Source organism: Sphingobium cloacae (assembly GCF_002355855.1).
Lineage (GTDB): Bacteria > Pseudomonadota > Alphaproteobacteria > Sphingomonadales > Sphingomonadaceae > Sphingobium > Sphingobium cloacae.
Genome location: NZ_AP017658.1, coordinates 43729 through 63494, shown reverse-complemented (window position 1 = coordinate 63494; position 19766 = coordinate 43729). Strand labels below are relative to the sequence as shown.

The 19766-nt window shown below is 64.0% G+C and carries 16 protein-coding genes and 2 pseudogenes; 7 read left to right on the top strand and 11 right to left on the bottom strand.

Features of this window, described 5'->3' with window-relative positions; all coding sequences use genetic code 11:
- Window positions 1-36 precede the first annotated feature (36 nt).
- Window positions 37-2988: a Tn3 family transposase gene (locus tag SCLO_RS21690; RefSeq protein ID WP_231923465.1), complete on the top strand. Its 2952-nt coding sequence runs from the start codon at window positions 37-39 to the stop codon at window positions 2986-2988.
- Window positions 2989-3015: 27 nt separating this feature from the next.
- Here the strand turns inward: SCLO_RS21690 and SCLO_RS21685 are convergent.
- The 4 genes and pseudogenes from SCLO_RS21685 to SCLO_RS21670 form a co-directional block, all read right to left on the bottom strand.
- Window positions 3016-3696 (bottom strand): annotated as a pseudogene (locus SCLO_RS21685) (type IV secretory system conjugative DNA transfer family protein); the annotation flags it as partial.
- A complete protein-coding gene (locus SCLO_RS21680; RefSeq protein WP_061939926.1) occupies window positions 3696-3980 on the bottom strand; it encodes a hypothetical protein in 285 nt (94 codons plus the stop codon). The gene SCLO_RS21680 and the pseudogene SCLO_RS21685, both read right to left, overlap by 1 nt.
- Entirely contained in the window at window positions 3961-4203 is a 243-nt protein-coding gene (locus SCLO_RS21675) for a conjugal transfer protein TraD (protein ID WP_061939955.1), read from the bottom strand. Before SCLO_RS21675 ends, SCLO_RS21680 begins: the two co-directional genes overlap by 20 nt.
- A gap of 19 nt (window positions 4204-4222) precedes the next feature.
- Window positions 4223-4546, bottom strand: coding sequence for a conjugal transfer protein TraD (locus SCLO_RS21670; RefSeq protein WP_061939928.1), 324 nt, complete (start codon window positions 4544-4546; stop codon window positions 4223-4225).
- 169 nt (window positions 4547-4715) lie between these two features.
- Here SCLO_RS21670 and traA point away from each other — a divergent pair, with 169 nt between their 5' ends.
- Together traA and SCLO_RS24235 are read left to right on the top strand one after the other, a co-directional pair.
- Window positions 4716-7631 (top strand): Ti-type conjugative transfer relaxase TraA, encoded by a 2916-nt coding sequence (gene traA, locus SCLO_RS21665; RefSeq protein ID WP_061939930.1) that lies wholly within the window; start codon window positions 4716-4718, stop codon window positions 7629-7631.
- Between the two features lie 33 nt (window positions 7632-7664).
- Entirely contained in the window at window positions 7665-7799 is a 135-nt protein-coding gene (locus SCLO_RS24235) for a hypothetical protein (RefSeq protein ID WP_255210279.1), read from the top strand.
- A 57-nt stretch (window positions 7800-7856) separates the two neighbouring features.
- Here SCLO_RS24235 and SCLO_RS21660 read toward each other — a convergent pair whose 3' ends face one another.
- Complete coding sequence (locus SCLO_RS21660) at window positions 7857-10826, bottom strand: Tn3 family transposase (protein ID WP_048575129.1); 2970 nt, start codon at window positions 10824-10826, stop codon at window positions 7857-7859.
- A gap of 140 nt (window positions 10827-10966) precedes the next feature.
- Between SCLO_RS21660 and SCLO_RS21655 the strand changes: the two genes are divergently transcribed.
- Together SCLO_RS21655 and SCLO_RS21650 are read left to right on the top strand one after the other, a co-directional pair.
- Entirely contained in the window at window positions 10967-11536 is a 570-nt protein-coding gene (locus SCLO_RS21655) for a recombinase family protein (RefSeq protein ID WP_061939957.1), read from the top strand.
- Window positions 11537-12910 carry a hypothetical protein gene (locus SCLO_RS21650; protein ID WP_061939932.1) on the top strand — a complete coding sequence of 458 codons (1374 nt, stop codon included), beginning with the start codon at window positions 11537-11539 and terminating at the stop codon, window positions 12908-12910.
- Between the two features lie 311 nt (window positions 12911-13221).
- Here the strand turns inward: SCLO_RS21650 and SCLO_RS21645 are convergent, their stop codons facing one another.
- The 4 genes from SCLO_RS21645 to SCLO_RS23520 all read right to left on the bottom strand — a co-directional run bounded on the left by SCLO_RS21645 (window position 13222) and on the right by SCLO_RS23520 (window position 15039).
- Complete coding sequence (locus SCLO_RS21645) at window positions 13222-13506, bottom strand: HigA family addiction module antitoxin (protein WP_061939959.1); 285 nt, start codon at window positions 13504-13506, stop codon at window positions 13222-13224.
- Between the two features lie 10 nt (window positions 13507-13516).
- Window positions 13517-13795, bottom strand: a complete 279-nt coding sequence (locus SCLO_RS21640; protein ID WP_061939934.1) for a type II toxin-antitoxin system RelE/ParE family toxin — start codon at window positions 13793-13795, stop codon at window positions 13517-13519.
- 107 nt (window positions 13796-13902) lie between these two features.
- A complete protein-coding gene (locus SCLO_RS21635; protein ID WP_076605816.1) occupies window positions 13903-14382 on the bottom strand; it encodes a hypothetical protein in 480 nt (159 codons plus the stop codon).
- A 213-nt stretch (window positions 14383-14595) separates the two neighbouring features.
- The gene (locus SCLO_RS23520; protein ID WP_061939936.1) at window positions 14596-15039 is read right to left on the bottom strand and encodes a hypothetical protein; all 444 of its coding nucleotides are present in this window, start codon (window positions 15037-15039) and stop codon (window positions 14596-14598) included.
- Between SCLO_RS23520 and dnaE2 the strand changes: the two are divergent.
- Window positions 15005-15346, top strand: a pseudogene (dnaE2, locus tag SCLO_RS21625) (error-prone DNA polymerase); the annotation flags it as partial. The gene SCLO_RS23520 and the pseudogene dnaE2 overlap by 35 nt on opposite strands.
- Window positions 15347-15586: 240 nt before the next feature.
- On the opposite strand, the gene SCLO_RS21620 reads toward dnaE2, so the two are convergent.
- A complete protein-coding gene (locus SCLO_RS21620; protein WP_007686150.1) occupies window positions 15587-16117 on the bottom strand; it encodes a GNAT family N-acetyltransferase in 531 nt (176 codons plus the stop codon).
- Window positions 16114-16734, bottom strand: a complete 621-nt coding sequence (locus SCLO_RS21615; protein WP_008832583.1) for a recombinase family protein — start codon at window positions 16732-16734, stop codon at window positions 16114-16116. Before SCLO_RS21615 ends, SCLO_RS21620 begins: the two co-directional genes overlap by 4 nt.
- Window positions 16735-16859: 125 nt before the next feature.
- On the opposite strand from SCLO_RS21615, the gene SCLO_RS21610 reads away from it, so the two are divergent.
- Entirely contained in the window at window positions 16860-19751 is a 2892-nt protein-coding gene (locus SCLO_RS21610; RefSeq protein ID WP_016746447.1) for a Tn3 family transposase, read from the top strand.
- Window positions 19752-19766: the final 15 nt, after the last annotated feature.

Sequence of the window (19766 nt, the reverse complement as noted above, 5' to 3'; positions counted from 1 at the left end):
GGTGCCAAAAGGCAAGAGGTTTTTGGAGGATGAAACATGCCTGCCCGCATCCCGATGACCGAGCGGCAGCGCGCTGCATTGCTTGCTTTGCCCGACAGCGAAGCGGCGGTAGTGCGGCACCATGGCCTCGATGCCGAGGACCTTGCTGCGATCGGCACCGCACGCACTCCGGCAACCCAGTTAAGCTACGCCCTGCAACTCTGCTGCCTGCGCTACCCGGGGCGGCATCTACGTGCAGGCGAGCTGTTGCCTGCGATCATGCTCGACCACATCGCCGAGCAGGTCGGGGTGGATGCAGGCGCCGTCGCCGACTTCGCGCGGCGAGCGCCGACCCGCTACGATCAGCTTGCCGCCATCAAGGCGCGCTTCGGATTCACCGATCTGAGCCGGCCAGCGCGCGGCATCATGATGAACTGGTTGGAAACCGAAGCCATGGCCATCGTGGACGGGCGCATTCTGCTCGATCGACTGCTCGACGAGCTGCGCACGCGGCGCATCGTCATTCCTGGCGTCAGCGTAGTCGAGCGGATGACGGCCGAGGCGATGCTTCGGGCGGAAGCCGATCTGATCGCCGCCGTCGACAATAATCTCGATGCAGACATGCGTCAGCGTCTCGATGCGCTGGTCGATGAGAAGGTGCATGATCGACAGAGCCGCTTGTCCTGGCTGCGCGAACCGGAGCCCCGCGTCGCGTCAGCCTCGCTCGCCGAAATTCTAGAGAAGGTCGCGTTGATTCATAGGACTGGTATCTCTCGTATCACGGTCGATCCCGTGCACGAGCCACGCCTGACGCAGTTCGCCCGCGAAGGTGTGCGCTATACCGCCCAGGCTTTCCAACAGATGCGCACCTCCCGCAGGCGGGTCATCCTGCTTGCTACGCTGCGCGATCTGGAGGCCACGCTTACCGACGCGGCGATCGCCATGTTCGCCGCCTTGATGGGACGCGCTCATCTTCGTGCCCGCAAACGCCTGGAGCAAAGGGTCGCAATTTCAGGACGCGAAGGCCGCGACCGTCTGATGCGCATCGCCGCTGTACTGGAAACAGTGAGCCGGGCAGCACGCGCCGGCGAAGATATCGCCGCAGCCCTCAGGGATATCATGCCTCTCGACATGCTCGATGCCGATGCCGCGATCATTCGTCGTACCGCGGCACCTCACAGGGACGATGTGCTGAGCGAGATCGCAGCCGAGTACCGAACCTTCAAGCGAACAGGGCCTCAATTTCTGCAAACGCTCGATTTCCACGGCAGGGCCGGCACTGCGGCATTGCGCAACGCCATGATGGTCTTGTCGGATCTTGATGGCGACTGGCGCAAGCCGCTCCCTGCCGACGTGCCGCTCGGCCATATCGAGCGGCGCTGGCACCGCCATGTCGTGGTTGCCGGCAAGATCGACCGGACGCACTGGGAGATGGCGACCTACGGGGCGCTCGCCAATGCACTGGCATCGGGTGATATCTGGGTGCCGCGGTCACGGCTGCACAGGTCGCTGGACGTGCTGCTCGCGCCATCAAGCGGCGCGGCGCTGCAGCCGGCGTTCTCGCTCGGTGATCCAGACGCATGGCTCGATCAGCGCGCCGCGCAGCTCGACAGCGCCTTGCGCAACGTCGCCCACAATCTGGCCGGACGCGATGCTGCCCTGTTCGCTGGCGAGCGATTGCGCTTTCCCAAGGAACCGAAGGACGATGATGCCAAGGACGACGAAGGACGGCATCTGACGCTTGCCTGCTACGGTATGCTGCCTGCCACGCGTATCACCGACCTGCTGTCGCAGGTCGAACGATGGACCGGCTTCACCCGGCACTTCGGGCACGTCTCGACCGGGCTGCCGCCTGGAGACGAGCGGGCTTTCCTCGCTACCCTGATTGCCGAAGCGACCAATCTTGGGTTGTCGCGCATGGCCGAGGTATGCGGCGCAGGGTCACGCCGCGCGCTGCTGCGCATGCAGACATGGCACATGCGCGAGGAAACCTTTCGGGCGGCGCTCGCCTGTCTGACCGACGCCATCCACGCCGAGCCGATCGCCGCCTGGTTTGGGTCAGGGCACCGGGCGTCCGCAGATGGCCAGGCCTTCTACCTGGGCGGGCCGGGCGAAGCCGGCGGAGCGGTCAATGCTCACTATGGTCGCGACCCGGTGGTCAAGATCTACACCACCATCACCGATCGCTACGCGCCCCTGCACCAAACCGTGATCGCCGGCACGGCAGGAGAAGCCATCCATGCGCTCGACGGCATCCTCGGCCATGACAGCAACGCCGATCTGACCGCGCTGCACGTCGATGGAGGCGGCGTTTCCGACATCGTGTTCGCGACGATGCATCTCCTCGGACTCGATTTCGAGCCGCGCATTCCCCGCCTGTCCGACCGGCGCCTCTACGCTTTCGAGCCCTCGAAGCGTTATGGCAGGCTTGCGCCACTGTTCGGTCACAGGCTCAACCGGGACCTGATCGCCAGCCACTGGCCCGATATTGAACGTGTCATTGGCGCGATGCGTAACCGCACCGTTACGCCCTCGCTGATCCTCAAGAAGCTGTCCGCCTACCGCCAGCAGAACAGCCTCGCCGCGGCGTTGCGCGAGGTCGGGCGGATCGAGCGCACGCTGTTCACGGTGCGTTGGTTCGACGATCCAGCGCTACGCCGCACTGTCACCGCCGAATTGAACAAAGGCGAGGCGCGCAACAGCCTGGCGCGGGCGGTCGCCTTCCATCGGCTCGGTCGCTTCCGCGACCGTGGCCTGGAGAACCAGCAAACCCGCGCGGCTGCGCTCAACCTCGTCACCGCAGCGATCATCCTCTTCAACTGCCGCTATCTGGGGCGCGCCGTCGACGAAATGCGCCAGCGAGGAAGCCAGATCGACCCGGCTATGCTGTCCCGACTCTCACCATTGGGATGGGATCGCATCAATCTCGCCGGCGATTACGTCTGGTCCGATCACCTCGGTCTCGACGCCAGCGGCCTCATGCCCCTGCTCATCAAACCGCTACCGTGAATCTGTGTCCCTACAATGCACAGGGGCCAGGATCACGCCGGCGATCAGCGCCTTGGCTTCCTCGTTCCAGTGCGCCTCGCCCGATTGCCCCGGCGCATCGTGGACCAGCGCGTCGGCGATCGTCTGCGCATCTTCCGCGAGGTCCGGGCTTGCGGGATCGAGCTGCGCCAGCGGGTTGTAGCGGGCCGCAGGACGCCCGGAGACGCCGAAGGGGTCCAGACACCACACAAGGTCCTTGCTGGCCCTCGCACGGGCCGTGACGCGGGCATTCTCGCCCTTGGGGTCGATGCAGACCACCGAGCGGTCAAGCAGGAGCAGGTTGGGGATTATCGTACCCACGCCCTTGCCCGAGCGGGTGGGCGCGATCGTCAGCAGGTGCGCTGCGCCGTCATAGCGGAGCAGCTTGCTGGATTCCTTGGCGCGGCCGATCAGGAGATCCCCGTTCGCTTCCAGCTTGCGCACGTCGGCGCGGTCGCCGAAGCGGGCCGAGCCCAGCAGGTCGTTCCGGCGGTTGGCGGCGCGGCTGTTGATCCACCAGGTCGCGCCGATCAGGCCGACCAGGACCAGGAACGACACGGTGCCGGAAATCTGCCCGACGCCGAAGATGCCTTCCAGCCATCGCGCGGTCGCATAGGCCGCGACGAACGCAACGACGATCGCGAGCCGCCAGCTGATCGGCCGACGCCCGCCGATGAGCGGCCCTGCCATCAGCAGGCCTGTTCCAGTGGGGTGATGGCCAGCGCCGGATCGGCGTCGGGATGGTCGAGGAGCCTGAGCAGGATTTGCGTGGCGAGGGGAGGGGGCACCGCTTCGTCGCGCAGCATGTCGAACAGCGCCTCGTCATCCGCACTCAGCGCCATGCCCTCGATCGCGAGGTTGGCGCGGGATTCGGCATCGGCTTCGCGCCATTCCGCCACATCAGCGGGTGTGCCGCGCTCGAAATCCAACGCGCGAATTTCCGAGCGGATCGCCTCAATATCCAGGGCCGCCATCGCCTTTCTCCATCGCTTCGCTTTCCGCGTCGAACGCACGTTTACCGCGCCGCCTCCAGAGCGCGAGCGTGTCGCCGGCATCGTCGCCGCGAGCGCGGCCGACCAGCTCCAGCAGCGCGCCGTAGATCGTCGCGCGATCGTCGTCGGCGAGTTCGATCAGGCCGGCTTTCTGGACGAGGCCGCCCAGCTCGATCAGGTGGCGGGTGCGTTCGCGGCGTTGCACGACCCAGCCCCGCGTATCGCTACGACGCTGCGCCGCTTCCAGACGCTGGATCAGCGCCCGGTTGCGCATTCCCGCCGTCGCTGTTGCCGCCAGCAGTCCGGCTACCTTTGCGCCCGCGCCGCTGAAAGAAGGCGGCGCCCTTCGCGCGCCACGCCTCCTTCGCTTCCGCATCCTTCGACGCAACGGCATCGAGCAGCACGCCGGCGAGCGTTTCCATGTCGAGCGCGTCGGCGCCGGTGGCGGTGACGAGCTGGCCGAGCTGTTCGATGCGACGCGCCTTGATCGCCTTGGCGCGGCTCTCCAGCGCCTTCAGCTCCGCGTCATAGTCACGCACCTTACGCATGGTGCTCTCTCCTTCCGCGTCAGGTTCACCGCAGCCTAGCAAACAGTAACGAGCAGGCAACCCATAACGGGAACGCACGGCAGTCAATCAGCAGAAGCGAAGCAGATGATGAGTGCGCGCTTATACGTCGTTGCCGACGTGCGCTAAACAAGGCAGATTGCTGAGTGCGATGGCGATCTATCATTTCAGCGCCAAGGTCATCAGCCGCGCGAACGGCTCCAGCGCCGTCGCGTCCGCCGCCTATCGTTCCGCATCCGAGCTTCACGACGAGCGACTTGGGCGGAAGCACGACTTCTCCAACAAGGCCGGCGTCATTCACTCCGAGGTACTGTTGCCGCAGGGCGCGCCGGAGCGTTTAAACGACCGCACCGCGCTCTGGAACGAGGTGGAGGCAGGGGAGAAGCGCAAGGACGCGCAACTGGCGCGAGAGGTGGAGTTCTCGATCCCGCGCGAGATGAGCGAGAAGCAGGGCGTAAGCCTCGCTCGCGATTTCGCGGAAAAGGAGTTCGTCCGGCGCGGAATGGTCGCCGACCTCAACGTGCATTGGGACCATGCGAAGGACGGCAGCCCCAAGCCGCACGCACATGTCATGTTGTCGATGCGCGAGGTGGGGCCGGAGGGTTTCGGGAAGAAGAACCGCGACTGGAACAGCGCCGAGCATCTGAAGGGCTGGCGTGAAGCCTGGGCGGCCCATGTGAACGAGCGCATGGCCGAGCTGGGGTTGGAGGGGCGGATCGACCATCGCTCCTATGCCGACCAGGGCATTGAGCTTGAGCCCCAGCACAAGATCGGCCCGGCGGGAATGCGCCGCCTCGATCGCGGCGAGGATGCCGAGCGCGCCGAGGATCACCGGCGCATCGCGCGCGAGAACGGCACCAGGATCATCGGTGATCCGCGCATCGCGTTGGACGGCATCACGCGGCAGCAATCGACCTTCACCACCCGCGACCTGGCGATGTTCGTTCACCGGCATTCGGACGGCAAGGAGCAGTTCGACCAGGTGATGGCAGCGGTGCGCGCCAGTCCCGAGCTGGTGGCGCTGGGCAAGGACGGACGCGACCAGGAGCGGTTCACCTCCCGCGAGATGATCGCGACCGAGGCGCAGCTTGAGCGTGCCGGTGACGAGCTGGGGAGCCGACAGGGGCATGGTCTCCCGGCAGCGTCGTTCAATGGGGGGAGAGACGCCGCCGGGAGTGAACGGCTTGTGCTCGGGGGCGAGCAGCAGGCCGCACTGGAGCATGTAGCAAGCGGCCGCGACCTCTCCATTGTCGTGGGTTATGCCGGCACCGGCAAATCGGCCATGCTGGGCATCGCCCGCGACCAGTGGGAGCGGCAGGGCTATCAAGTGCGCGGCGCGGCCTTGTCGGGCATCGCGGCTGAGAACCTTGAGGGTGGATCGGGCATCCAGTCCCGCACCATCGCCAGCCTTGAACATGCATGGGCGCAGGGGCGCGATCAGCTTTCCCGCAACGATGTGCTGGTGGTGGACGAGGCGGGCATGATCGGCACCCGCCAGATGGAGCGGGTGCTGTCCCATGCCCGCGATGCCGGCGCGAAGGTGGTGCTGGTGGGCGACCCCGAGCAGTTGCAGGCGATCGAAGCCGGCGCGGCGTTCCGGTCGCTCGCCGAGCGGCATGGCGCGGCCGAGATCACCGAGGTTCGCCGGCAGCGCGAGGACTGGCAGAAAGACGCGACCAGGGCGCTGGCTACCGGCAGGACGGCCGATGCGATCCACGCCTATGAGAGCCGGGGCATGGTGCAGGCGGCCGACACGCGCGAGACGGCACGGGCCGAGCTGGTGGAGGGCTGGGATCGCCAGCGGCAGGCCGAGCCGGACAAGACCCGGATCATTCTCACCCACACCAATGCCGAGGTGCGCGCGCTCAACGAGGATGCGCGGGAGCGGGTGCGCGCATCGGGCGAGCTGGGCGAGGACGTGGGCGTTACCGTCGAGCGAGGCCGGCGCGACTTCGCATCCGGCGACCGGATCATGTTCCTGCGCAACGAGCGCTCGCTTGGCGTGAAGAACGGCACGTTGGGTACGCTGGAGCGGATCGAAGGCGGGCGCATGGCGGTGCGGCTCGATGGGGGCGGGCATGCCGCGTTCGACCTCAAGGACTATGCCCATGTCGATCACGGCTATGCCGCCACCATCCACAAATCGCAGGGGGTGACCGTCGATCGCGCGCATGTGCTGGCGACGCCCGGGATGGACCGGCACGGGGCCTATGTCGCCTTGTCCCGGCATCGTGAGGGCGTGCAGCTCCATTATGGCCGCGATGATTTCACCGATCAGCGTCAGCTCGCCCGCGTGCTGTCGCGCGACCGCGCCAAGGACATGGCCGGCGACTATGCCGCGCCGTCTGACCAAGACCGTGCACGCACGTTCGCCGAGCGGCGCGAGATCCGGTTCCCGGAACTCGCGCGGGAGATCGCCGCCAAGGTGCGCGACAAGGCGCGTGGCATGTTCGACGGTTTCCGGCCCAGGCCGGCACCGGAGAAGGCATCCGCGCCTGAACGGGAGCCGGCGATCGGGGGCAAGCCCGACCAGGCCAAGGCGATCGAACGCTATGCGCGCGCCACGGCCGATATAGGCCGGATGCAAGCCAAGGGTCTGCCGGTGCTGCCCCATCAAGAGAGCGCGTTGCGCAAGGCCGGGGAGGCGCTGGACGCGAACCGGCCCCATGCCGCCCGCGACCTTGCTTCCGCGCTTCGGCGCGATCCGAAGCTCATCGAGCAGGCCGCTGGCGGCAACACTGGCGGCGCGGCGCGGGCGATGGCCGAGGAGCGGCGCGTGCGGCTCGACCCGGAGGCCCGCGCGGGCCGCTTCGTGGAAGCCTGGAAAGCGATGCAGCGCGACCGTGCCGCCCTTGAGCGGGCGGGCGATCGCGCCGGCGCTGAGCGGATGCGCGGCAACATGGCGAAGGTGGCCGGCGCGATCGGGCGCGACCCGCAGCTGGAATCCGCGCTGCGCCGCCGCGCGCCCGAGCTGGCGCTGAAACTGGAGAAAGACCGCGCGATCGGCGACGCGCTGGCGAAATCGCTGGGGCCGGACCGCGAGCGCGACCGGGGATTGAGCCGATAGGCTTCGTGCTTTCGGGGACGACGGGGAGACAGGATGATCGAGGACGAGCACGAACCCGAGACAGCCCAGGAAGCCTTCGCACGGGTGGAGGGTGAGCTGGCGCTGCTACGCCGCGCCGTCGAGCGCTTGGCGGTCGAGCGCGCCGAACTCCCCGAGCAGCCCGATTAGAGGGCATAGCGTGGAAGGTACGCTAAACAACACTAAGGGAGAACAACCGAGGAACGCTTAGGCGGCGCGGCTGTCCGGCGGAAGATTGAGGGCCTTGCGGCCAGCGGAAGCGGCGGCTCGATCCCAGAGGAAATCGCCGGAAAAGGCAATATGCTCCCAGCCAACCGGCGACGTATGGACAAGCAGATCATCGGGGACCGGGGCCGCTGCCGATCGCAGATGCTGGGCGGCGTCGGCCATGTAGATCGTGTTCCAATAGACGATCGCCGCGATGACCAGATTAAGGCCGGATGCACGATATTGCTGTGCCTCGTGGCTGCGGTCGATGATGCGGCCCTGGCGGAAGGTGTAGATCGCCTGCGTCAGGGCATGGCGCTGCTCGCTGTTGTTGAGGCCGGCATGGCATCGCCGGCGCAGATCGGGATTTTCGAGCCAGTCCAGCATGAACAGGGTCCGTTCGATCTTCCCGATTTCCTGTAGTGCGACGTCGAGCTGGTTCTGCCGTTCGTAGGCGGCGAGCTTTCGCAGCATGACCGACGGCGCGACGTGGCCAGCCTTGATCGACCCTACGAGGCGCAGTACGTCGTCCCATTGTTCATTGATGATGTCGGTGCGGATACGCTTGCCCAACAACGGGGCGATGGACGGATAGGCCGAAACCGGCGCGATCGGCGCAAGCCGCCTGTCCGGAAAGTCGCGCAGGCGCGGGTAGAAGCGAAATCCCAGCATCGCGCACAGGGCGAAGACATGGTCGGTCGCCCCGCCGGTGTCGGTGTAATGCTCGACGATCCTGAGATCGGTGCCATGGCTGGTGAGGCCGTCGAGGACATAGGGCGCTTCATGCGTGGCGGCCGAGATCACATTGACGTGGTAGGGTCCGCGCTGATCGGAAACATGGGTGTAGAAGCTGAAGCCATGATCGACGCCATAGCGGGCGTTGATGTCGCCGCCCGATGCGCCGCGCTTCGCGCCCCTGAAGAACTGACCATCGGAACTGGACGTTGTGCCGTCGCCCCATACCCGCGAGAATGGCAGGCGGTGGTGCGCGTTGATGAGGACGGCGAGCGCCGCGCGGTAGCTCTCGTCGCGGATATAGGCGTCATGGGTCCACAGGAGTTGATCGCGCGTGACTCCCTGGCTCGCGGCGGCCATGCGCGACAGGCCGAAATTGGTGGCGTCGGCGAGGATGGTGGCGAGCAGCGCATTTTCATTGGGACATGGCTCGCCGGTGCGCAGGTTGGTGAACGCCGAAAGAAAGCCAGTTTCCTGCGCCACCTCATGTAGCAGTTCGGTGATACGGATGCGGGGCATCATCGCATCGAGCCGGTCGGCCAGGGCTTCGGCGTCGGGCGTTGCGATTGTGCGAACCGGGGATATCTGGAGACGGCCGTCGCGGAACCGCACACCTTCGAGAGCGTCGCGCTTCAGGCGCTGGGCGAAATTCTTCAGCCGCCAGTCCAGTTCGCGTCCTCGTTGTTCGAGCCATTCGCTGGCTGTCGGCGGCAAGCCAAGAGCTGATACGATCGGCTTCGCCTTCGGTTCGCTGAGCAGGTAGCTGTCGAACCGGCGGTATCCCGCCGATCGCTCCACCCAGACATCCCCGGAGCGGAGCTTGTCGCGCAGATGCGCGATCGTCGCGATCTCCCAGAGCCGTCGATTGATCTTGCCGTCGTCGCCCACGACGATTTTCCGCCATTCCTTGCGGAAGGGCATCGGAGCGTCGGTAGGCACATCGCGCTTGCCCGACCTGTTGAGGTCGCGCAGTATCTCAATGGCGGCAATCGTTTTCGCGCTGCCCTTTCCGGCCCTGAACTGTAGCGCTTCAAGCAGATCAGGGGCGAACTTGCGCAACGTCGCATAGCGGTCGGCCGCGACCGTCAGCGGATCAAGATTGGCGGTTTCCGCGATCGTCGCCACTTCCGGTCTGGCCTTCAGGAGGGTGTGCCATCCTACCGAGGCGTCCAGGACCTCCATCTGGTCTTCGCCGGTATCGACCGCATCGGTCAGCGCGTCGATCGTCCTGCCAAAGATCAGCATCAGCCGCGCCACGTTCTTCGACGTGGTGGCATAGCTGCGTGCCTGAGCGTTTTTCGCACGGGTGAAGATGCTGCCGATCAGCTTGTCCGCCATTTCCAGGGCGTTGTCGGTTAGTCGTTCTTCAAGATCGAGCAGGAAGGCAACCAGCGTGGCACGCCGCCGGGAAGGAACGTATCGCTCGATCATATAGGCAGGCGATGCACGGCCTTCCCTGACATATTGCCGGAATCGGTCCGCGTGGATGCGGCCAGCCACGTCCGGGGAGATGCCGATCTTCCGCACTTGCCGCAGGCGGTCGAGAATCTGGCGGATGTGATCGGGCCTTGCCGCGATGGGGATGGTCTTGAGCGAAGCGAGCTGGCTCATGCCGCCGGCGTCGTCAAAAAGCTGATCGAGGGCTTGGACCTGTTCGGTGCTGAGATCGGCGATCAGAGCATAGGCAGCTTGCTTGCGGGCACGCGCGCGTCCCGCGCTGCTGGCGCGTTCGATGGTGGAGATGGACGGCAGCAGAATTCGGGCCTCGCGCAAGACGGTGACCACGCCCATCGCAATCGTCATCCCCTTGTCGGTCGCCCATGCCGCTTTCGCGGCCGCTTCGATCATGAAGGGAATATCGGCGCGGGTCGCCCCCCGAAGTCCCAAGCGCACCGCCAGCTCACGGGCATGATCCGTCATTGTCTGAACCCGCGCCGCATAGTTGGCCAGGTCGGCTACGTGCAGACCAAGTTGCTCCGCGACGAAAGCGGCGAGATCATGGGGTATTGCTCCCCTGTCCTGTATCAACTGCGCAAGCGTGACGCCCGGGTGCCGCAGGAGCGCGAGTTGCAGCGCCACGCCCAACTGATTCCGTCGCTCCCGTCGCGCGCCAATGATCTCGATGTCCGCAGGCTCGAAGGTATAGAGCCGGGCCAAACGGTCGCGATCGGTCGGGATGGCGAGGATCTGATCGCGTTCGCTCTCGGTCAGGAGTTGATGCTTGCGCTTCGCCATGCCGATTCCCGTCCACAAAAGGTCATTTGTGCCTATGGACAGTGGGGAGTAAAGAGACATAGTATGTGGACGGATATGGATGGGGCGAAGCGGTCGCGCTTCATAGCGTCCACAGAACGACCGTTTGGGAGACGCACGGCATGGGCGGAATATTGGGCTACGCCCGCGTCAGCACCGGCGATCAGGACGTGGCGGGTCAGACCATGCGACTGGAGAAGGCTGGCGCCATCAAGGTGTTCACCGACGTCATGTCGGGCAAGAGCATGGAGCGCCCCGGTCTGGCCGACCTGATCGCCTATGCTCGCAAGGGTGATACCCTCGCGGTGGTCCGCCTCGATCGATTAGGGCGCTCGCTGGCCGAACTGCTCGCCACAGTCGAGACATTGCGCGGCCAGGGCATTGCGCTCCTGAGCCTTGAGGAAAAGATCGACACGTCTTCGGCCGCTGGCGAACTCATCTTCCATGTGTTCGGGGCCATCGCTCATTTCGAAAGGCGGCTCATATCCGAGCGAACCCGAGACGGCATCGCTGCTGCCCGTGCCAAAGGCAAGCAACCTGGGCGCCAGCCTCTCGACATGTCCAAAGTGAATGCCGCCATAAAACTGGTGGAAGCCCACATCTCACCGACCGAAGCAGCACGTCAACTCGGCATCGGCCGATCGACCATCTATCGTGAAATGCGCCGCCTTGGCGTGGAAAGGCCCGCCTGAATGTCCAGATTGAAATCCGCTCACGATCTCTCCGGACTGATGAAGTATATGGGACGTGCGCCCTGGGACGAGATGATGGACGAGATGCTGTTCGCGCATCTTGGCCCGGCATGCGAGGCCACGGATCTTGAGCCTGATGATATCTTCGACGTCATCGGCGACCATTGGCAAGGCCAGCTGTGGGGCTGTGCTTTCGAAGACTTGCTCACACAGGAACTCGAGCCTGAAGGTCTCAATCTCGTCGATGACTATCTCAAGCGCCGGGGCTGGAACGAGAAAGCGCCGAACAAGGCCTACATGCGCGCACTGCGCGATACGGTCATGTCGCTCTATGAAGTGAGCGAGGTCATCCCAGGGCACTCGATGACCTTGCGGGATCTTCTGCGTGACATTGCGCCGGTCACGGTGCGTGAACATAGTGCCACACAGACCCTTGTTAACTGGGACAAGATCGCTGCACGGGTCGTCGATGTGAACGGGCGCCATGGGATTTCCGGCGCCTTGTTGCCCTTCAGCGCAGATGGCGCCGGGCGAGTAATCGAGGCCTTTTCCCAACTTGAAAACGATGGGCCAGGTACTGGCAGACTGTCCCCTTCCGAAAGGGACGGCCTCCTGAAAGCGTCAGGCCCGATTTTCACGAATATCTGGCTTCTGGACAGTTTGGGCAAGGCCATGCCCGGCAGCGTGCCGGAAATGGTCAATGCCGATGGCGATGATCTTGTGTTCCACCGTATCGTGTTCCCCCTGGCGAAGGGCGTGATCGGCAAGAGCGTGGTTCGCAGGCTGAACGCGGCGCAATGGCTGGAACCTGCGAGCGATACGTTCTGGAACTGGCTGGCGCCAGTGACGAAGAACAGGAAACCACGAACGACCAAAGGCGGGCAGGCTTTTGTGACAACCATGGAGGACGGCACACCTGTTTTTGCCAATGTCGAACTGGTGGGTCGCAAACTGATCGTTGAGGTCAATAGCGCCGCCCGCGCGGAGCAAGCGATCACGCATATGCGCGAATGGCTCGGTGATTGCGTGAGCACACCTATGACCGAAATTCGGACTATGGCCCAGTTCATGGCCGATGACGCCGCCCGCGCTCCGCAGGAAGAGCCGCTCGATATCCCGTCGGACGAAAGGGAGCGCATCGTTCATGAGATGCTGACACGCGAATATACCAAAACGCTTGATGAAGCGGTGCCCGCCCTCGGCAACAAGACACCGCGGGCTTTGGCCCGTACAAAGGCAGGCCGGGCGAAAGTTGCCGACTGGCTAAAATATATAGAGAATGGTGCGGCAAAATCCGGGACTGGCGAGCCAATGGCCACCTATGATTTTACGTGGATGTGGCAAGAGCTGGGGCTGATTGACTTCCGCCGTTGACCGCCCTCACATCGCCGTTCTGGTATTGTTCGGGTTTAGCGTTGTCTGGCGTACCATCCACGCGATGCCCTCATAATGGAGAGGTGTTGGGCGTACCCGACGCCAAGTTGCCGAGATCATCACGCAACGGTCGGCGACCTACGATCTGAGAGGTCGATTGGCTGAGGCAGATCCGCGAAGCGGGCGGGCTGCATCCAAGATCGTCAAAGTGACTGCCGAAGGTCCTAAGCAATGCGCGTAACCGCCTGGCAGCTGCCAAGCTTTCCGCTCAAGGTGTCAGCCGGCCCTCAGGCGGAACCGACCCCTAACTCTCACGCCGCGTCCTGTAAGCGCCGGACGGGCGGCTGCTCATGCTGCATAGCACACCAGAGGTCGTAGTTTGCCTGCATCGCGAGCCAAGCTCGGGCGGTGCTAGCCCCTGCCTGCTCGAGACGAACCGCGAGGTCGGGGCTGATTGCGGCCTTGCCGTTCAACACCCGCGAAAGTGCGACCCGTGACATGGCAAGCCGGTTGGCCGCCTCAGTAACAGACAGGGCCAGCGCTGAAATGACTTCATCGCGCAGTAGTTCGCCGGGGTGGGGAGGGTTGTGCATCATCGTCATAGCCTCAATGGTAATCCTGATAGTCGACCAGTTCAGCGTCGGTGCCGACAAAACGGAATGTGATCCTCCAGTTGCCGTTGACCCAAACGGACCAATGGCCTCGCAAGTCGCCCTTCAGCGGGTGCAGCTTGAAGGATGGCAGATTCATATCGTCCGGTCCTGCCGCGACTTCCAGCAACCCAAGAATATTCCGGAGCTTCTTCACATGGGAAGCCTGAACACCCCGCGTGGTGCCACTGTGATAGAAGGCTTCAAGCCCCTTGTGCCGGAATCCAATTATCATCGGGGTCATTGTATCGCGATGCGTTACACGATGCAATGCCTACGGCGGCGATTGAGACAGCCAGCGCTGTCCTGACCGGGATGGTCGATTGGGTAGGGCTATCCAATTTAGCCGAACGACCCCTCAAACGGCGGGGCATTCGAAGCTGACTGAGCGATACGCCGGCGAGTGCTACGCGGGTCCTCGAACAAATCCCGGGCAGCGCAGAGCCGAAACACGTTCCACCAACGCTGCCAGCGATGCTCGGCAGCATCGTGCAGCATGTGGCATCGCTGGCAGAGGGCAGCCAGATTGGCGGGGTCGTTGTTACCTGGATCGTGGTCGAGATGCGCGCAGGCTAGAACGACGTAGGTGCTCCGGGCGCTCAGCAGATCCGCGCCACGCACCGCAATGACCTTGCCGGTGCCAGTTCTCCAGCGCTGAGCATCCGCGTCCCACCACCGTCCATCGCCTAGGTGAAGAATCTTGCGCATGTGAGGGCGCTTGCAATGTTCGCACCGTGATCGAGCGCGGCCGAAGCGAATTGCGTTCGACAACTGCGGCCAGTCGATCGGATAAAGCCAGCGGTTCTCAGAGCGGATCGGCATGGCCCTCTCTGAATCATTCGCGCTTGGTTTGAAAGCGTTTTGTACCCTCTTTATCCCCCGAGTGTTCCACCGCTGTTCTCATCCGCACGTGCCCTTCTGGTCAGGAACCCTTGACCCGCAAGCGGCATTAGCAGAACATATGAGGAACACCTGAGTCAGCTTTTCATGCCCGTCGCCAACGAGAAAACACAACCGATCCTTGATGAGCTGCGGTCACTTGCGTCGCCTCTGGTTGCGCATCGCAGCTTGCCATTCGGCGTTGAACCGCTCGATCGGCGGCTTGCAGGGGAGGGCCTTCGCGCCGGGGCACTCCATGAAATCGCCGCCAGCAGCTGCTCGCTTGTCGACGACGCGGCAGCCACGCTCTTCATTGCGGGGATCGCAGCACGCGAAGCTCATGCGACTGGGGCTCCGGTTTTGTGGGTGAGCTGCCGCAGCGACCTCTATGCTCCTGGCGTCGAGCAGGCGGGTCTGGCTGCAGATCAGGTCATCCACGTCGAGCCGCGTGACGACAAGATGTTGCTGGCGGTGATCGAGGATGCTGTGCGCGATGGAACGCCCTGCGCCATCATTGCCGAAGCCCGCAAGGTGCCGATGGTCGCAAGTCGGCGCCTGCAGCTCGTACCGCCGCGAGGTCAACGCCGACCGCGCGCTCAAGCCACCTGCAGAGATGGTCCGACGATTTGCGGCCTATCCCGACGCATTGCGCGCGAGCGTCGACATTGCAGCGGAGTGCACCTTCGACCTTGGCGAGCTTGCCTACCAGTACCCGCACGAGCGCGTGATCGAAGGGCTGACCGCACATGAAGCGCTCGAGCAGATGACCAACGATGCCGTCGAGCGGATGTTCGACGGCGACGTACCCAAACCTTACCGGGACCAGATCGCGCATGAGCTGCGCCTCATCGCCGACCTAAGCTACGCGCCCTACTTCCTGACCGTCCACGCCATCGTGTGTAGCGCGACGATTACGGAGTCCGGTCGGCGTCAATTATGATGGCCGGTAGGCGGCCGCGCCGGTTGGTGACTTCGGGCTATCATGAGCGGTTGCGAGGGGCAACCGGGCATCGTCCATTACAGCGCTGGGTAATTGTCGCTGACAGTGGACGAAAGCGACAGTTTGAAGGGCTCGGGGTAATTGGGGGCGTTTGCGGGAGGGGGCGGAATCCTACGCCAAGCTCGCCCAGATAGCCGGCGCGAGATCTTACTTGTTGCTGCCTTCTACGGTCGCGCCAGAAAGGCGACGGCTCAGTTCTATCCGGCGATGGCTACGCATTTTGAAGGTGTCTGGCCCAACGCGCCGATACTCAATGAAGCCGAGAGAACGCCAAAATCGCTCTGCCGCTTCATTCGCTTCCAGCACGGCCAACCGAATCTCTGTGGCACCTCTCGCAGCGGCCCAGCTTTCGACCGTCGAGTAAATTGAGCGTCCGACGCCACGACCACGCTGTGCGGCATCTACGATCATGAAGCCGAGATACCATGTGCCATCACGCGGATAATCGCGGAGGATGGCCGCGATTGCATATAGGCCGCCAGGCCCCTTCCATCCCAGGACAGCTTGATTGTGGGCGCTCTTTTCGGGCGGCACATCGGAGAAAAGCTCGCGAGCATCGTCCAGCGTGGGCGCGGCCCCGTCCTGCAACAGGAAATAGTCGCTGCAACGGTTGTACAGGTCTGCAACGTCTGCGGCGTCCGCTTGGGTAAGTTTGATCGGGGCTCCCGTCATCATCATCGCGTTTTGGCAGCAAGCACGCGCTGACCGTAATCCCGGAGTTCCCCGTTGGGACCGACATAGCGGTAGAGAGTGACGCGCTCGATCCCGAGTTCCTTGCAGAGGTCGGAAACGGACGTGTCGCGTTGGGCCATAGCAGCCTGAGCGAGCCGCACCTGGGCCTTGGAGAGGGCGAACTTGCGGCCACCCTTGCGTCCCCGCGCGCGGGCAGCGGCCAGGCCAGCCATGGTGCGCTCGCGGATCATATCCCGCTCAAACTCCGCCAGTGTGGCAAAAATGCCGAACACCATCCGGCCCGATGGCGTCGTGGTGTCGATCTGCGCGCCCTTGCCGGTGAGCACCCGCAGACCGATACCGCGATCCGACAGATTCTGCACCGTGCTGACCAGGTGGGTGAGCGTTCGGCCGAGCCGGTCGAGCTTCCAAACGATGAGGACATCGCCGTCGCGCAACGATTTCAGGCAGGCGGCAAGACCGGGGCGATCATCACGGCTACCGGATGCACGATCATCATAGATATTGCCTGGCTCGACACCGGCAGCGCGAAGGGCATCGTGCTGCAGGTCGAGCGACTGCGAGCCGTCGGCTTTGGACACGCGGGCGTAGCCGATCAGCATGGATCACAAACGAAGGTTTGAGGCGGTGACGAACATGAGCACATAAGATTAGGCTATTGTGTATCTTAACCAGCATCTCAATCAAGCTATCTCAAACCGTAGCTCGGAAAGAATAAGGAGCATGTATGCCGCGTCGCGTGACCCTGACCGATCGACAGCGCGAGGCGCTGCTTCACTTGCCGGTCGATCAAGGTGAGCTGCTGCGGCACTATACCCTCAGCGATGAGGATCTCGGGCATATCCGCCAGCGCCGGCGCGCCCACAATCGTTTTGGCTTCGCGCTGCAACTGTGCGTCCTGCGCTACCCGGGCCGGGTGCTCGCTCCTGGCGAGTTGATCCCGGCGCAGGTATCGGATTTCATCGCGGCCCAGCTCGGCCTGACCAGCGACGATCTACTCCTCTATGCCGCGCGCGAGGAGACCCGGCACGAGCATCTGGCGGACCTTCGCCGAATCTACGGCTATCGCTCCTTTTCGGGGCGGGGCGCACGGGATTTGCGCGAATGGATCGCTCGGGAAGCCGAGGCGGCGACATCGAATGAGGATCTTGCCCGTCGCTTCGTTGCGGAGTGTCGCCGCACCCGCACGATCCTTCCCGGCTCCTCGACGATCGAGCGCCTTTGCGCCGATGCGCTGGTTGAGGCCGAGCGCCGGATCGAGGATCTTATCGCCCATCGCATCACGCCAACCCTGAGCGAGAATTTGGCTCACCTGTTGGAGGATACGGTGGATGGTCGCGTCACGCGCTTCGTATGGCTGCGACAGTTCGAGGTTGGCGCAAATTCAGCAGCCGCTAACCGGCTGATGGATCGACTGGAATATCTTCAAAGGTTCGATCTTCCGGCGGATTTGCTGGACGGCGTGCCGGCGCATCGTGTGACCCGGCTTCGCCGGCAGGGCGAGCGCTATTACGCCGACGGCATGCGTGATCTGCCCGAAGACAGGCGGCTTGCGATCCTCGCTGTCTGCACCCTGGAATGGCGGTCATCGCTGGCCGATGTCATCGTGGAGACCCACGATCGCATCGTAGGCCGTCTCTATCGGGCCTCCGAACGCCTTTGCAACACCAGGATCGCCGACGAAAAGGCGGCCGTTCGGGACACGCTGAAGTCCTTTGCCGAAATCGGTGGTGCTTTGCTTGGAGCGCAGGACGATGGCACGGCCCTGGACGGGATAATCGCCACCGGGCCTGGCTGGGAACGGTTCAGAACCCTTGTCGCCACGGCCTCCGCGCTGACCAACGTGCTCGCGGCCGACCCGCTCAGCCGTGTGCTGGACGGCTATCACCGTTTCCGCCTCTACGCGCCCAGGATGCTGCGCCTGCTCGACATGCAGGCGGCGCCGATCGCCACGCCTCTTCTGGCGGCCGTTGCGATGCTGCGTAACGGGATCAAGGTCGATCCGCCGGTGGATTTTCTACGTCCCAACTCGAAATGGCATCGTCATCTTCGCGCTGAGCCCAGCGGCGACCACCGGCTTTGGGAAATCGCGGTGCTGTTCCACATCCGCGACGCCTTCCGGTCCGGTGACATATGGTTGGCGGGATCGCGCCGCTATGGCGACCTCAAGCAGCTTCTGGTCCCGCCACAGGCGATAGAGCAGACCGCGCGGCTCGCCGTGCCGCTGCGACCCGGCGAATGGCTGGCCGAGCGCAGGGCTCGACTGGATACACGGCTGAAGGAGTTTGGCCGCGCGGCGCGAACCGGCACGATCCCAGGCGGCATCATCGAGAACGGCAAGCTGCACATCGACAAGCTGAGGGCCGACACGCCCGAAGGGGCCGAGGATCTCGTGCTCGATCTCTATCAACAGCTCCCGCCCGCGAGGATCACCGATCTGTTGCTGGAAGTCGATGAGCGAACCGGATTTTCCGAGGCGTTCACGCATCTGCGCACCGGCGCGCCCTGCAGCGACCGGATCGGCCTGATGAACGTGTTGCTGGCGGAAGGCGTCAATCTCGGTTTGCGCAAGATGGCGGCGGCGACCAACACGCACAGCTTCTGGGAATTGCTGCGGATCGCGCGCTGGCATGTCGAAGGCAGCGCCTATGATCGGGCGCTCGCCATGATCGTGGAGGCCCACGCCGCCCTGCCCATGGCCGCCTTCTGGGGACAAGGGCAATCGGCATCCAGCGACGGGCAGTTCTTCCTTGCTACCGAGCAGGGCGAGGCGATGAATCTGATCAACGCGAAATATGGCAACGTCCCGGGCCTCAAGGGATACAGCCATGTGTCCGATCAATATGCGCCGTTCGCAACCCAGGTGATCCCGGCAACGGTCAGCGAGGCTCCCTATATCCTGGACGGGCTGCTCATGAATGACGCGGGCCGCCGCGTTCGCCAGCATTTTGCCGACACGGGCGGCTTCACCGATCATGTGTTCGCCGCCTGCGCCTTGCTCGGCTACAGGTTCGCCCCCCGTATCCGCGATCTCCCTCAGAAAAGACTCTATGCCTTCACGCCCAACGCGACGCCGGCCAATGTGCGAGCGCTGGTCGGAGGTAAGATCAATGAACCGCTCATCGAGCGCAACTGGCCCGACATCCTGCGCATCATGGCGACGATCGCAGCGGGGATCGTCGCCCCCAGCCAGATTCTTCGCAAGCTCGCCTCTTACCCGCGCCAGAATGAGCTGGCCCTCGCATTGCGAGAGGTGGGCCGCATCGAGCGAACCCTGTTCATGATCGACTGGATTCTTGATGCCGGCCTCCAGCGCCAGGCTCAGATCGGCCTCAACAAGGGTGAGGCCCACCACGCCCTAAAGCGCGCCATCAGCTTCCACCGCCGAGGTGAAATCCGGGATCGATCCGGCGAAGGCCAGCACTATCGCATCGCCGGAATGAACCTGCTCGCCGCCATCATCATATTCTGGAACACCATGAAGCTCGGCGAGGTCGTCAATACCCGGGCCGCCAGCGGTACCCATATCGCGCCTGATCTACTCGCCCACGTCTCGCCGTTGGGATGGGAACACATCAATCTAACCGGGGAATATCGCTGGCCCAAATCCTTAGCGTAGGATTCCGCCCCCTCC